At 73.2% G+C, this 12,730-nt stretch carries 13 protein-coding genes (1 of these 13 cut by a window edge); 5 read left to right on the forward strand and 8 right to left on the reverse strand.

Annotated elements, in window-relative coordinates; all coding sequences use genetic code 11:
• Window positions 1–10 precede the first annotated feature (10 nt).
• Together KO717_RS30055 and KO717_RS30060 are read left to right on the forward strand one after the other, a co-directional pair.
• Entirely contained in the window at window positions 11–478 is a 468-nt protein-coding gene (locus KO717_RS30055; protein ID WP_301372505.1) for a DUF742 domain-containing protein, read from the forward strand.
• Window positions 459–1,085 carry a GTP-binding protein gene (locus KO717_RS30060; RefSeq protein WP_030016310.1) on the forward strand — a complete coding sequence of 209 codons (627 nt, stop codon included), beginning with the start codon at window positions 459–461 and terminating at the stop codon, window positions 1,083–1,085. The genes KO717_RS30055 and KO717_RS30060 overlap by 20 nt, the downstream gene beginning before the upstream one ends.
• A 145-nt stretch (window positions 1,086–1,230) precedes the next feature.
• Here KO717_RS30060 and KO717_RS30065 read toward each other — a convergent pair whose 3' ends face one another.
• From KO717_RS30065 to KO717_RS30075, 3 genes are read right to left on the reverse strand one after another with little or no spacing between them, the layout of a single operon-like run.
• Window positions 1,231–2,436 carry a lipid-transfer protein gene (locus tag KO717_RS30065; RefSeq protein WP_301372507.1) on the reverse strand — a complete coding sequence of 402 codons (1,206 nt, stop codon included), beginning with the start codon at window positions 2,434–2,436 and terminating at the stop codon, window positions 1,231–1,233.
• On the reverse strand, window positions 2,433–2,936 hold the full coding sequence (locus tag KO717_RS30070) for a Zn-ribbon domain-containing OB-fold protein (protein WP_301372508.1): 504 nt from the start codon (window positions 2,934–2,936) through the stop codon (window positions 2,433–2,435). Before KO717_RS30070 ends, KO717_RS30065 begins: the two co-directional genes overlap by 4 nt.
• 34 nt (window positions 2,937–2,970) lie before the next feature.
• The gene (locus tag KO717_RS30075) at window positions 2,971–3,339 is read right to left on the reverse strand and encodes a DUF962 domain-containing protein (RefSeq protein ID WP_301372509.1); all 369 of its coding nucleotides are present in this window, start codon (window positions 3,337–3,339) and stop codon (window positions 2,971–2,973) included.
• A 104-nt stretch (window positions 3,340–3,443) separates the two neighbouring features.
• On the opposite strand from KO717_RS30075, the gene KO717_RS30080 reads away from it, so the two are divergent.
• Entirely contained in the window at window positions 3,444–3,953 is a 510-nt protein-coding gene (locus KO717_RS30080) for an NUDIX domain-containing protein (protein ID WP_301372510.1), read from the forward strand.
• Window positions 3,954–4,043: 90 nt separating this feature from the next.
• On the opposite strand, the gene KO717_RS30085 is transcribed toward KO717_RS30080, so the two are convergent.
• From KO717_RS30085 to KO717_RS30100, 4 genes are all read right to left on the reverse strand, one after another.
• Entirely contained in the window at window positions 4,044–4,502 is a 459-nt protein-coding gene (locus KO717_RS30085; protein ID WP_301372511.1) for an SRPBCC family protein, read from the reverse strand.
• A gap of 1 nt (window position 4,503) precedes the next feature.
• The gene (locus KO717_RS30090; RefSeq protein ID WP_301372512.1) at window positions 4,504–4,848 is read right to left on the reverse strand and encodes an ArsR/SmtB family transcription factor; all 345 of its coding nucleotides are present in this window, start codon (window positions 4,846–4,848) and stop codon (window positions 4,504–4,506) included.
• Window positions 4,845–5,318, reverse strand: a complete 474-nt coding sequence (locus tag KO717_RS30095) for an SRPBCC domain-containing protein (protein WP_301372513.1) — start codon at window positions 5,316–5,318, stop codon at window positions 4,845–4,847. Before KO717_RS30095 ends, KO717_RS30090 begins: the two co-directional genes overlap by 4 nt.
• Before the next feature lie 176 nt (window positions 5,319–5,494).
• Complete coding sequence (locus KO717_RS30100; RefSeq protein WP_301372514.1) at window positions 5,495–7,843, reverse strand: glycoside hydrolase family 31 protein; 2,349 nt, start codon at window positions 7,841–7,843, stop codon at window positions 5,495–5,497.
• A 221-nt stretch (window positions 7,844–8,064) separates the two neighbouring features.
• On the opposite strand from KO717_RS30100, the gene KO717_RS30105 reads away from it, so the two are divergent.
• The gene (locus KO717_RS30105) at window positions 8,065–10,041 is read left to right on the forward strand and encodes an acetoacetate--CoA ligase (RefSeq protein WP_301372515.1); all 1,977 of its coding nucleotides are present in this window, start codon (window positions 8,065–8,067) and stop codon (window positions 10,039–10,041) included.
• A 63-nt stretch (window positions 10,042–10,104) separates the two neighbouring features.
• Window positions 10,105–11,034 carry a hypothetical protein gene (locus tag KO717_RS30110; protein ID WP_301372516.1) on the forward strand — a complete coding sequence of 310 codons (930 nt, stop codon included), beginning with the start codon at window positions 10,105–10,107 and terminating at the stop codon, window positions 11,032–11,034.
• Between the two features lie 70 nt (window positions 11,035–11,104).
• Here the strand turns inward: KO717_RS30110 and ptsP are convergent, their stop codons facing one another.
• Window positions 11,105–12,730, reverse strand: partial view of a phosphoenolpyruvate--protein phosphotransferase gene (gene ptsP, locus KO717_RS30115; RefSeq protein ID WP_301372517.1) — the 3' portion only. 45 nt of this gene lie beyond the right edge of the window; 1,626 of the gene's 1,671 nt are visible here — the last part of the coding sequence; its start codon lies off the right edge, out of view; the stop codon is at window positions 11,105–11,107.

Consider the following 12,730-nt stretch of genomic DNA (forward strand, 5'->3'; position numbering starts at 1 on the left):
GTCGTAAGGCATGAGCGATTCAGGCCAGGACCACCCCACCGGAATTCCGGCCGGCTTCACCGTCGACCCGTCCTACTCCGACCCCGACCACCTGGACCCCGACCACGCGCACTGGTTCGACGCCGACGCGGGGCCCGTCGTCCGCCCGTACGCCATGACCCGCGGCCGGACCAGCCACGCGGGCCAGCACCGACTCGACCTGATCGCACTCGTCGTCGCCGAACCGGCGGCCGACGATCCGGTCTGGGACATGACCCTCTCTCCGGAACACGCCCACATCCTCGGGCTGTGCCGGGGCCGACCGCAGTCGGTCGCCGAACTCGCGGCCGATCTCGACCTCGCCGTCGGGGTCGTCCGCGTCCTGATCGGGGACCTGGTCGACGAGGAACTGGTCCACGTGACCAGGCCGGTACCACCGGCAGAACTGCCCGATGAATCCATTCTGCGTGAGGTGATCGATGGCCTTCGGGCGCTTTAGCCGCACCGGTGCCATGCACGCGGTGTCGCCGGTCGAGCCGCTGACCTTGAAGATCCTGGTCGCGGGCGGCTTCGGGGTGGGCAAGACCACCCTGGTCAGCGCGGTGAGCGAAATCAGACCGCTGCGCACCGAGGAACGGCTCTCCGAGCCGGGCGTCGGTGTCGACGACACCGGGGGAGTGGAGGGCAAGAGCACCACCACCGTGGCCATGGACTTCGGGCGCATCACGCTCCGCGAGGACCTGGTGCTGTACCTGTTCGGCACGCCCGGGCAGGACCGCTTCTGGTTCCTGTGGGACGAGCTCGCACAGGGTTCGCTCGGCGCCGTCGTCCTCGCGGACACCCGCCGCCTCGCCGACTGCTTCGCCGCCATCGACTACTTCGAGCGGCGCGCGATCCCGTTCGTCGTCGCGGTCAACTGCTTCGACGGAGCCGACCGGCACCCCGTGGTGACCGTACGGACGGCACTGGACCTCGACCCCGGGGTGCCGGTGCTGCTGTGCGACGCACGGGACCGGGAATCCGTGAAGGACGTGCTGGTGGGGGTCGTGGAACACGCGATGTCCCTGGCCCGTGAGCGGCGCCGGAGCCTCTCGGCAGGAGCCTGACCCGGAGGCGGCCCGTACCCCCGCCGACTGGGGTACGGGCCGCAGCTCTCACGGGGGGACCGGGGCCCCGGTCGCGGCGCGGGACTGTGGAGCGAGTGTGAACCTGCCGCCGGGGGCCGTCAAGCGTTCGGACAACACCGGCGGTTCAGCGCACCGCAACGACGGCCGACCCGTGCCCGAACAGCCCCTGGTTCGCGGTGATCCCGGCCCGCGCGCCGGGCACCTGCCGCTCCCCGGCCGTACCGCGCAACTGCCAGGTCAGTTCACACACCTGCGCGATCGCCTGCGCCGGCACCGCCTCCCCGAAGGAGGCCAGCCCGCCACTGGTGTTGACCGGGATCCGGCCACCCAGCGCCGTCGCCCCCTCCCGTACGAGCTTCGCCCCCTCACCCTCCCCGCACAGCCCGATGTCCTCGTACCACTCCAGCTCCAGGGCGGTGGACAGGTCGTACACCTCGGCGAGCGAGAGGTCGTCCGGACCGAGCCCCGCCTCCTCGTAGGCGGCGCGCGCGATCGACGACCTGAAGGACCCGGCCACCGCCGGGGACGGGGACGGGGCCGACGCCGGCGCCGAGTCGGTGGCGATGTCCGGCAGGTCCAGCACCGTCCGCGGATAGGTGGGCGTCACCGTCGAGACGGCCCGGATCCGCACCGGATCGGCCACCCCGTGCGACCGGGCGAAGTCCATGCTGGTGAGCACCAGGGCCGCGCCCCCGTCGGAGGTGGCGCAGATGTCGAGCAGCCGGAGCGGATCGGCGACCACCGCCGAGGCGGCGACCTCCTCCGCGGTGACCCGCTTGCGGTAGCGGGCGTACGGATTGAGCAGACCGGCCGCCGCGTTCTTCACCTTGACCTGGGCGAAGTCCTCCGGGGTGTCCCCGTGGAGGGCCATCCGGCGCCGGGCGTAGAGCGCGAAATAGGCCGGGTTGGTGGCGCCGAGCACGCGGAACCGCAGCCAGTCCGGATCGTCGGGCCGGTCGCCGCCCGCCGGGGCGAAGAACCCCTTGGGCGCGGCGTCCGCGCCGACCACGAGCACCACGTCGGCCAGGCCGGCCAGGATCTGCGCGCGGGCGGCTCCGATGGCCTGGGCGCCGGACGCGCAGGCGGCGTACACGCTGGTGACCCGCGCGCCCTGCCAGCCGAGCGCCCGGGCGAAGGTGGCGCCCGCCACGTAGCCCGGGTAGCCGGAACGCACGGTGTCGGCGCCGACGATCGACTGCACCTGCGTCCAGTCCAGTCCGGCGTCGGCCAGCGCCGCCCGCGCGGCGGAGCGCCCGTATTCGACGAAACTGCGGCCCCATTTGCCCCAGGGGTGCATGCCGGCCCCGAGGACGGCGATGTCGGCGCTCACTCGGCGCCCCCCACCGGCCGGAACTGCCAGGTGGTCCAGACGATCCCGTCGGTTCCGTCGGTTCCGTCGGTTCCGTCGGTCCCGGGCGTCCCGGCGTCCTCGTTCAGCACGCCCCCGACCACCTCGACCTCCATGCCGACGGCCAGATCGGCGACCCCCACCCCCGGCGCGGCCTGACCCAGCACCACCATCCCCTCGGCCTCCAGTTCCACCGCGACCAGGGTGTACGGCTCCCAGGGCGCGGCCGGGTCGGAGACGTACGGCGCGGGCGGCCGGTAGCGCCCGTCGGTGTAGGACCAGACCCGGCCGCGGGGGGAGAGGGGGACCTCGGCGAGTTCGCCGCCGCCGGGGCACCGCGGATTGCGGCAGTAGGCGTCCTCGCGGGGGAAGAACACCGCGGTACAGGACGAGCAGCGGGTGCCGAGCAGCCGGAAGCCGCCGCCGTCCGGTGCGTCCTCGGTGAACCACCCGTTCACGACGGGTGTGCGTGTGCGTGCCACGATGCCCCTCCCTGGTCAGGAATCTGACGGATCGTCAGAAGTCTGCCACGGGTGAACGGCCCTGACACGGGTTCTCGGCAAGCCACTTCTGCGCGATCCCGGCCAGCTCCGCATCACGCCCGGCCAGCATCATCCGGATCATCTGCGCGTCCCCGCGCAGCGACCATCCGGGATGGCCGAAGGTGGCCGGATTGTTCCCCTCGATCAGGAAGTGCGCGGGCCAGGCGGTCCCGTACCCGATCAGGGGGAGGGCGGCGAGGTATCGCCTGCGGCCGCGCGCCAGTCCGTAGGCGGCCACCGCCAGGCCGGTGAGGGTGCCGGTGAGATGGATCCAGCGGGTGGCGGCGCGGGAGTGCATCGCGACGTAGTACGGCCAGAATTCCTCGTACGAGGTGAAAGTCATGCGGGCACGGTACTCACGGCCGCACACGGGCGACAGTCTCCGGCAGGCCCTGGGCGGCGCCGCAACGGCCCTCGTCCCCATGCCCCTTGGCATACGATCGCCGGATGCCGGCACAGCTGAAGGACTCGCACTGCTCCACCTGCGGAGCCCCGTACTCCACCCCTGCCTGGCCCCGCGTCTGCGCGGCCTGCGGGACGACCGCCTACCGCAATCCGCTCCCGGTGGCCGTCACCCTCCTCCCCGTCGAGGACGCGGACGGCACCGGCCTCGTGGTCATCACCCGCACCATCGAACCGGCCCTCGGCGGCGTCGCCCTCCCCGGCGGCTTCATCGACTTCGGCGAGGACTGGCGCGACGCGGTCGTCCGCGAACTCTACGAGGAGACCGGCATCACGGCCCCGGCCTCGGAGGTCGTCCTGGCCGACGCCCTGAGCTCCCCGGCGGGCCACCTCCTCCTCTTCGGCCTCCTCCCGGTCCGCCCGGCCGCGGACCTCCCCGCCTCGAAGCCGACGGACGAGACCACCGGCTGGCACGTCCTGCGCACCCCGTCGGAGCTGGCCTTCCCCCTGCACACCCAGGCGGCGGCGTCCTGGTTCGCGGGCAAGTACGCCTGAGTCCGACCCCCTGCGCCCTGCGCCCGACGCCCTGGGCCCGACGCCCCGAGCCCGAGGCTGCGAGCAGCCTCGGGCCCTGCGGCGGCGGTGTCAGTGCCAGTTGCTGATCTGTACGTCGCGCGGATGCGGTGCGCCGGAGCCCGTCTCCACCAGGGACTTCAGGCTCATCAGGAAGATCGCCCACTTGGTGCTGCAGTGGTTCATGAACTCGACCGGTTCGCGCCAGCCCGCGTGCGCGAACATCAGGATCGTCCACTCGCCGTCCTGGGTCAGCTCGAAGCTCACCGTGGTCCCGATCCACTCGGCCGGGCCGTCGACGACCTCCCACAGCACCCGTTCGTTCGGTCGCAGGTCGAGCACCTTCATGTCGAAGCCGCCGACGTCGCCGAACCGGAACTCCAGGACGCCGTCGCCGTTCCCGCTCGTGTCGGTCGTCCACCACGCGGCCAGGCCCTCGACCGTCGTGAGCGCTTCGTACACCTTTTCCGGGGTCGCGGTGATGCCTACCCGGTGCAGGATGTCCACCATCTCGTTCTCCTCCTTCTCCATGTCACTTCTCCGCGTCCTTGGCCCGCTGGATCGCTTCGGCGAGGCTCTTGACGCGCCGCAGGCGGGCGTCCCACATCTCGCCGACCGAGTTCAGCTGCGCCACCGCCCGGGCCAGCTGGGCCTCGTCCACCCGATAGCGCTTCTCCCGTCCCGCCGGCGCCGACCGGACCAGCCCGACCCGGTCGAGCACGGCCAGGTGTTTGGTCACGGCCTGCCGGGTCACCGGCAGGTGCGCGCTGAGGGTCGTCGCGGTCCCCTGGCCGTCGGCCAGCAGGAGATCGATCATCCGACGCCGGGTCGGGTCGCCTATCGCGGACCACAGGTCGTCGTCGACGGCGGTGCTCATCGCGCGGCCGCCAGCCGGTCGGCGGTCGCGGCCAGGCGCGGCAGGTAGAAGTCCCAGCCCTGCCGGTGGTCGTTGTAGTGGGCTTCGAGCACGGCGGCCTCCCAGCCCCGCTCGCGGTAGCCGCTCTCGCGGAAACGGACCGTGGTCCCCGTCCCCGTGGGGACGAGCTCGAAGGTCACCAGCAGCGAGTTGCCCGGACCCGCCGGCTCTGTCTCCGTCTCGTCGTAGGTCCACCGGAACGAGAACATCCGCGGCGGGTCGGCCTCGACGACCGTGAACGGCGCGGACTGGTGCCCGCCGGTTTCCTGATCCGTCCACGTGAGACGGCCCGTCGCGCCCGCGGCCGCCTCGAACGCGGTGGTCTCGGCGCTCCACCACTCCCGGATGTGCTCGGGGCTGCTGAGCACCTCGAACACCACCTCGGGCGAGGCGTCGACGTGCAGCTCGCGTTCGATACTCCCGTACTCCATGGCCGTCTCCATCTTTCGCAACCTTCGGTTGCATATAAAGCTAACCCTCTTCCGGCCGACGCGCAACAAATGGTTGCGTATCCGCCGGGGGAGGGAAGAGGCGGCAGTGGCACCACGGGCCCCTACGGACACCGGCCACTACTGACACCGGCCCCTGCCGCGACCGGCCCGTGCGCCTACAGCCCCCGTACTGTGACCCCCTCCACCGGGTTCCCCGCCTCGTCCTCCACGACCACCGCGTCCCCCAGCCACCGCACCGTGTACCGCTCCACCGCGCCCGCCACGAAGCCCGGCCCCGGGTCCCGGATCACCACCCCGCCCCCCGTGCGCCCCCGCGCCGGAGCCCAGACCTCCAGCTCCACCCCGTCCCCGGAGGCGGCCCGCACCGGCAGCACGGCCCCCGCCCGCGCCAGCACCGGGATCCGGCCCTGCGGCGCGTCCAGCAGGATCTGGCCCGGGCCCTCGTACGCCGCCCCCGTCGCCGTGTCGTACCAGCGCCCCCGCGGCAGCCGTACCGCCCGCCGGTCCGCCCCGCACTCCAGTACCGGCGCCACCAGCAGCGCATCCCCCAGCAGGAACGCGTCCTCGCAGTCCCGCAACCGCCGCTCCTCCGGCGTCCCCCACCACACCGGCCGCACGTACGGGGCACCCGTCCGCCGCGCCAGATGGGCCAGCGTCACGAAGTACGGCCGCAGCCGCTCCCGCTCCGCCATCACCGCCCCGGCCTGCTCCGCCACCTCCGGCCCGAACTCCCACGGCTCCCGCCGCCCCGCCCAGATCGCCGAATGGGTCCGGAACAGCGGCAGGTAGGCCCCCAGTTGCAGCCACCGCACGTACAACTCCGGCGACGGGGACCCCCCGAACCCGCCGACGTCCGGGCCCGAGTACGGCACCCCGCACAGCCCGAGCCCCAGCACCAGCGCCAGCGAGGCCCGCAGCCCCTCCCAGCTGGACTCCACGTCTCCCGACCACGTGCCCCCGTACCGCTGCATCCCCGCCCACCCCGACCGCGAGAACAGGAACGGCCGCTCGGCGGGCCGCAGCCGCACCAGCCCCTCCCACCCCGCGCGCGCCATCGCCAGCGCGTACACGTTGTGCCCCTCCCGGTGGTCACCGCCCGCCCCCTCCAGCGCGTGCCGCGCCGACCTCGGCAGCGTCGTGTCCCCGAACGGAGCGAAGGACACCGGCTCGTTCATGTCGTGCCAGAAACCGGCGAAGCCCTGCGCGAGCCGCTCCTCGTACAGCCCGCCCCACCACTCGCGCACCGCCGGATCCGTGAAATCCGGGTACGCGCACTCGCCCGGCCACACCTCACCGCGCACCTCCCCGCCCCGCGCGTCCCGCACGAAGGCCCCGCCCGGCCCGACCGTCAGCCCCGACGCGTGCACCCCGTCACCCGCCTTCACCGCCGGGTCCACGATCGACACGAGCCGCACCCCCAGCTCCCGCAACTCCCGCGCCAGCTCCGGCAGATCGGGGAACCGCCCCTCGTCCACCGTGAACACCCGGTGCCCGTCGTAGTGATCGATGTCCAGGTGCACGGCCGACAGCGCGAGCCCGCGCGCCGCGTACCCCGCCACCACCCGCCGCACCTCGTCCGCGCTCCCGAAGCCCCACCGCGCGTGCTGGTACCCCAGCGCCCACTCCGGCGGCACCGCGGCCGCGCCCGTCAGCCCCGACCACCCCTGCAGCACCCGCGCCGGCGTCCCCACCAGCACCCAGCACCGCAGCGGCCCGCCCTCCATCCGCAGCTCGCTCGCCCCCGGCCGGTCCGCCCCCGAACCGGCACCCTCCTCGCCCTCGCGCAGCACCACCCGCCCGTCCCACGAGTTGTCGTGGAACACCAGGTGCGTCCCCGCGTCCGCCACCACCAGCTGCACCGGCATCGTCAGGTACAGCGGATCGACCCCCGGCCCGAAGCCCCCCTTCGGATCCGTGTTCCACAGCCGGTACGCCCCGTCCCGCAGCCGCGGCCCCGCGGCCCGCCCGCCCAGCCCGAAGAACCGCGCGTCCGCCGGCACCTCGCTCCGCTGCAGCCACCGCGCCGCGCCCATCCGCGGATCCACCGGCTCCCACCATCGCGGCGGCGCCTCCCGCCGCAGCACCGTCCCGCCCGGCGTACGCACCTCCAGCGCACCGTGCCGCGACACCGCCACCGTCACCCGCTCCGACACCACCCGCCAGCCGCCCCCGGTGTCCGGCTCCAGCACGGCCCGCGGATCCGGCTCGGGGCCGTCGCCCACCACCGCGTACGACGGCGTCGGCCCGGCCCCGTCCCAGCTCCAGAACACCGCGCCGCCCACCGTCACCCGCACCAGCAGCTCGGAGCGTGCGAACCGCAGCACGCCCCCGCCCGGCCGGGCCTCCGTACCGGTCAGCAGCCCCGGCACCCGCGCCCGCTCCGCGCCCCGGCGCGGAAGCCCCACCGCGTCCGAGCGCCGGTGGCGCCAGGCCGAGCGCCAGGCGCGCCGACCGCGCTCCGTACCGATGTCTTTCACCGCACGTACCAGATCACGACCGTTCATGCCGCTCACCCTGCCACCGGCCTCCGGCCGAGGGGACGGCGTTCAACTGCCGTTCACCCGGCAGCGGCACCCCCGTGCCGATCGCCCGACCCGCCAGGACAGCCCTGGTGCAGGGGACGATCACATGGCATGGTCCCTGTGAGCCGCCGCGCCCACACCCACGCGCGACGGCACCGTACGCACACGAAGCGCGAGCCGCAGACTTGACCGGGAGCCGACCCATGACCTCAGCCACGCAGCCGGAACCCCTCTGGGCGCCGGGCCCCGACCGGATCGCCGCGGCCCGGATCACCGCCTTCCAGGCCTGGGCCGCCGAGCGCCACGGAGCCCCCGCCGACGGCGGCTACCCCGCCCTGCACCGCTGGTCCGTCGACGAGCTCGACACCTTCTGGCAGGCCGTCGCCGAGTGGTTCGACGTCCGCTTCACCACCCCGTACGCATCCGTCCTCGCGGACCGCTCCATGCCCGGCGCACAGTGGTTCACCGGAGCCACCCTCAACTACGCGGAGCACGCCCTGCGCGCCGCCGAGGACCCGGCCCGCGCCGGTGACGCCGCCCTGCTGTACGTGGACGAGACCCACGAGCCCGTCCCCGTCACCTGGGCCGAGCTCCGCCGCCAGGTCGGCTCGCTCGCGGCCGAACTGCGCGCCCTCGGCGTCCGCCCCGGCGACCGGATCAGCGGATACCTCCCCAACATCCCCGAGGCCGCCGTCGCCCTCCTCGCCACCGCCGCCGTCGGCGGGGTCTGGACCTCCTGCGCCCCCGACTTCGGAGCCCGCAGCGTCCTCGACCGCTTCCAGCAGGTCGAGCCCGTCGTCCTGTTCACCGTGGACGGCTACCGCTACGGCGGCAAGGAGCACGACCGCCGCGACACCGTCGCCGAGCTCCGCGCCGACCTCCCCTCCCTGCGCGCCGTCGTCCACATCCCGCTCCTCGGCACGCCCGCCCCCGCCGGCGCCCTCGACTGGTCCGCCCTGACCTCGGGCGACACCGAGCCCGTCTTCGAGCCGGTCCCCTTCGACCACCCCCTCTGGGTGCTGTACTCCTCCGGCACCACCGGCCTCCCCAAGGCCATCGTCCAGTCCCAGGGCGGCATCCTCCTGGAGCACCTGAAGCAGCTCGGCCTGCACTGCGACCTCGGTCCCGAGGACCGGTTCTTCTGGTACACCTCCACCGGCTGGATGATGTGGAACTTCCTCATCTCCGGCCTGCTCACCGGAACGACCGTCGTCCTCTATGACGGCAGCCCCGGCTACCCCGACACGGGCGCCCAGTGGCGCATCGCCGAGCGCACCGGCGCCACCCTGTACGGCACCTCCGCCGCCTACGTCATGGCCTGTCGCAAGGCCGAGGTCCACCCGGCCCGCGACTTCGACCTCTCCGCCGTGAAGTGCGTGGCCACCACCGGCTCCCCGCTCCCGCCCGACGGCTTCCGCTGGCTCCACGACGAGGTCGCCGAAGACCTCTGGATCGCCTCCGTCAGCGGCGGCACCGACGTGTGCAGCTGCTTCGCGGGCGCCGTTCCCACCCTCCCGGTGCACATCGGCGAACTCCAGGCCGCCTGCCTCGGCACGGACCTCCAGGCCTGGGACCCCTCCGGCAAGCCGGTCACCGGCGAGGTCGGCGAGCTCGTCGTCACCAACCCCATGCCGTCCATGCCGATCCACTTCTGGAACGACCCCGACGGCAGCCGCTACCGCGACAGCTACTTCGAGATGTTCCCGGGCGTCTGGCGCCACGGTGACTGGATCACCATCACCGACCACGGGTCGGTGATCATCCACGGCCGCTCCGACTCCACGCTCAACCGACAGGGCGTCCGCATGGGCTCCGCCGACATCTACGAGGCCGTCGAACGCCTCCCCGAGATCAAGGAATCCCTGGTCATCGGCCTGGAGGAGCCGAACGGCGGCTACTGGATGCCGCTCTTCGTCCACCTCGTCCCCGGCGCGACCCTCGACGACGACCTGCGTGCCCGGATCAAGGCGACGATCCGCGAGGAACTCTCCCCGCGCCACGTCCCCGACGAGATCATCGAGGTCCCGGGCATCCCGCACACCCTCACCGGCAAGCGCATCGAGGTCCCGGTCAAGCGCCTCCTGCAGGGCGCCCCCCTGGCCAAGGCGGTCAACCCGGGCTCCGTCGACAACCTCGACCTCCTCCACTTCTACGAGGAGCTGGCCCGCACCCGCGGCTGAGGCCACTGTCAGTGGCGATGATTACTCTGAGTGAGCAAGTGATTGCGACACTCAGGGGGAGCCATGCCACGCAAGAACGACACCGGTGCGCCCACGGGCACGCACCGGGGCCGCACCCGCACCACCGACCGGCGCCGCCTGCTGCGCCGCGAGGTCCCCGGCACCATCGGCCTGCTGGCCGACGCCGGGGACTTCGCGGCCATGCGCGGCTACCGCACCTTCACCTTCGACGACCACCAGGACTACCTCCACCACGTGGACAGCCTGCTCAGGTCCCGCGCGGCCCAGGGCATCCACACCACCGTCGCCCTCTTCGACCCCGAGGAGTACGCCGAGTTCTGCGCGGAGAGCGGCCTCGACCCGGACACCGTCGAAACCCGCGCCCGCTTCACCGCCGAGCTGGCCGGCAGCGGCGCCCTCCTGCCCTACAGCGGCCAGCCCATCGACGAGCTCGTCCCGCTCCTCGTCGACGAAGCCGTCCGCCAGGCCACCTGGGAGTACGCCACCGGCCTCCTCGCCGAGGTCGGCCGTTGCGCGGACTGCGGCGAGGACATCGGCCACGCCTCCTTCGACCGCGCCTCCGACGCACTCGAACGCCTCGTGGCCGGCGCCGGACCAGGCCACCACCACTTCGTCTGCAGCATCCCGACCGAGGCACGACAACTCGTCGCCGTCCTGCACGCCGACACCACCGGCGACCCGGACACCCCGCCCCGAGTCGAAGGCCGGGAAGGCCTCGACTTCGTGACGGTCCTCGCCGCGGGACTCGCCCTCGGCGGCACCGGGGGACTGGTGGTCCGCACCACCGGTGAGGGCCGCCGGGACCGGGTCCACGGCTGGCGCCTGGACCGCGGCCGGCTCACCGCCCTGTCGGCCGCGGCCGTCTTCAACGCCTACTGCACCGACGCCGACACCGGAGAACCCGTCGCCCCCGAATCGGGCGTCGAATACTGCCCGGGCTACGAGGTCGACGCACCCGGGCCGCACCACTGACCGGTGCGGGACGGACCGAGGGGCCCCCGCCACCGGCGAAGGCCCCTCGAAACCGCACCACACCCTCCGGCTACTCGCCGGACAGCACCGCCTGCGCAGCCACCCGGGCCTCCTCGGCGCTGTCCGCCGCACGAGCCGCCGCCGCGGCACGCTCGCACTGGGCCAGCGTGTACTTGGCGAGCGTCGCCCGCACATAAGGAATCGAAGCGGCACCCATCGAGAGGGAGGTGACACCCAGACCGGTCAGCACACAGGCCAGCAGCGGATCGGAAGCGGCCTCGCCACAGACGCCGCAGCTCTTGCCCTCCGCCCTGGCGGCATCCGCCGACATGGCGATCAGGTCGAGCAGCGCCGGCTGCCACGGGTCCTGGAGCCGCGAGACGGCGCCGACCTGCCGGTCGGCGGCGAAGGCGTACTGGGCCAGGTCGTTCGTGCCCAGCGACAGGAACTCGACTTCCTGGAGGATGGAGCGTGCCCGCAGCGCGGCGGAAGGGATCTCCACCATCGCGCCGAACTTCGCCTTCAGACCGGCCTCCCGGCAGGCGTCCGCGAAGGCCTTGGCGTCGATCCGGTCGGCCACCATCGGGGCCATGACCTCGAGGTAGACCGGCAGCCCCTCGGCCGCCTTGGCCAGCGCGGTGAGCTGCGTACGCAGCACGTCCGGGTGGTCCAGCAGCGAGCGCAGCCCGCGCACACCCAGCGCCGGGTTGGGCTCGTCGCCCGGCGTCAGGAAGTCCAGCGGCTTGTCGGCGCCGGCATCGAGCACCCGCACGACGACACGGCCCTCGGGGAAGGCTTCGAGCACCTTGCGGTAGGACTCGACCTGCTTCTCCTCGGACGGCGCCTTCTTGCTGTCGTCGAGGAACAGGAACTCGGTGCGGAACAGACCCACACCCTCCGCCCCCGCCTCGACGGCGGCCGGCACGTCCGCGGGACCGCCCACGTTCGCCAGCAGCGGCACCTTGTGACCGTCGGAGGTCGCACCCGGACCGGACGACGCGGCCAGAGCCGCCCTCCGCTCGGCGGCCGCAGCCTCCAGCTCGGCCCGCTTCTGCGGCGACGGGTCCACGAACAGGTCACCCGTGCTGCCGTCCACCGCGATCATGGTGCCCTCGGCGATCTCACCGGCACCCGGCAGCGCCACGATCGCCGGCACGCCCAGCGCCCGCGCGAGGATCGCGCTGTGGCTGGTCGGCCCGCCCTCCTCGGTCACGAAACCGAGGACGAGCGCCGGGTCGAGCAGTGCCGTGTCGGCGGGAGCCAGGTCCCGCGCGATCAGCACGTACGGCTCGTCGCTGTCGGGCACGCCCGGCATCGGCACACCCAGCAGCCGCGCCACGATCCGGTTGCGTACGTCGTCCAGGTCGGCCACCCGGCCGGCCATGTACTCGCCGGCCCCGGCGAGCAGGTCGCGGTACGCGGCGAACGCGTCGTACACACCGCGCTCGGCGGTGCTGCCGACGGCGATCCGCCGGTCGACGTCCGCCATGAGCTCGGGGTCCTCGGCGATCATCGCCTGGGCCTCGAGCACGTGCTGGGCCTCGCCACCGGCCAGCTGGCCACGCGCGATCAGATCGGCCGCCACGGCACTCACGGCCTGACGGGCGCGCCCCTGTTCGCGCGCCGCCTCATCCGCGGTGATCTGCCTGGCCGGCGGCTCCAGAACCGCCGTGCCCATGTGCCGCACCTCGCCGAT

The sequence above is a fragment of the Streptomyces xanthophaeus genome, from assembly GCF_030440515.1.
Lineage (GTDB): Bacteria > Actinomycetota > Actinomycetes > Streptomycetales > Streptomycetaceae > Streptomyces > Streptomyces kutzneri.

What these genes read in the sequence shown, in the direction of transcription:
- KO717_RS30095 (WP_301372513.1), bottom strand. Translation starts at nt 5,318, where the DNA reads ATGGAGTACGGGAGTATCGAACGCGAGCTGCACGTCGACGCCTCGCCC.
- KO717_RS30100 (WP_301372514.1), bottom strand. Translation starts at nt 7,843, where the DNA reads ATGAACGGTCGTGATCTGGTACGTGCGGTGAAAGACATCGGTACGGAG.
- KO717_RS30085 (WP_301372511.1), bottom strand. Translation starts at nt 4,502, where the DNA reads ATGGAGAAGGAGGAGAACGAGATGGTGGACATCCTGCACCGGGTAGGC.
- KO717_RS30110 (WP_301372516.1), top strand. Translation starts at nt 10,105, where the DNA reads ATGCCACGCAAGAACGACACCGGTGCGCCCACGGGCACGCACCGGGGC.
- KO717_RS30055 (WP_301372505.1), top strand. Translation starts at nt 11, where the DNA reads ATGAGCGATTCAGGCCAGGACCACCCCACCGGAATTCCGGCCGGCTTC.
- KO717_RS30075 (WP_301372509.1), bottom strand. Translation starts at nt 3,339, where the DNA reads ATGACTTTCACCTCGTACGAGGAATTCTGGCCGTACTACGTCGCGATG.
- KO717_RS30080 (WP_301372510.1), top strand. Translation starts at nt 3,444, where the DNA reads ATGCCGGCACAGCTGAAGGACTCGCACTGCTCCACCTGCGGAGCCCCG.
- KO717_RS30060 (WP_030016310.1), top strand. Translation starts at nt 459, where the DNA reads ATGGCCTTCGGGCGCTTTAGCCGCACCGGTGCCATGCACGCGGTGTCG.
- KO717_RS30090 (WP_301372512.1), bottom strand. Translation starts at nt 4,848, where the DNA reads ATGAGCACCGCCGTCGACGACGACCTGTGGTCCGCGATAGGCGACCCG.
- KO717_RS30105 (WP_301372515.1), top strand. Translation starts at nt 8,065, where the DNA reads ATGACCTCAGCCACGCAGCCGGAACCCCTCTGGGCGCCGGGCCCCGAC.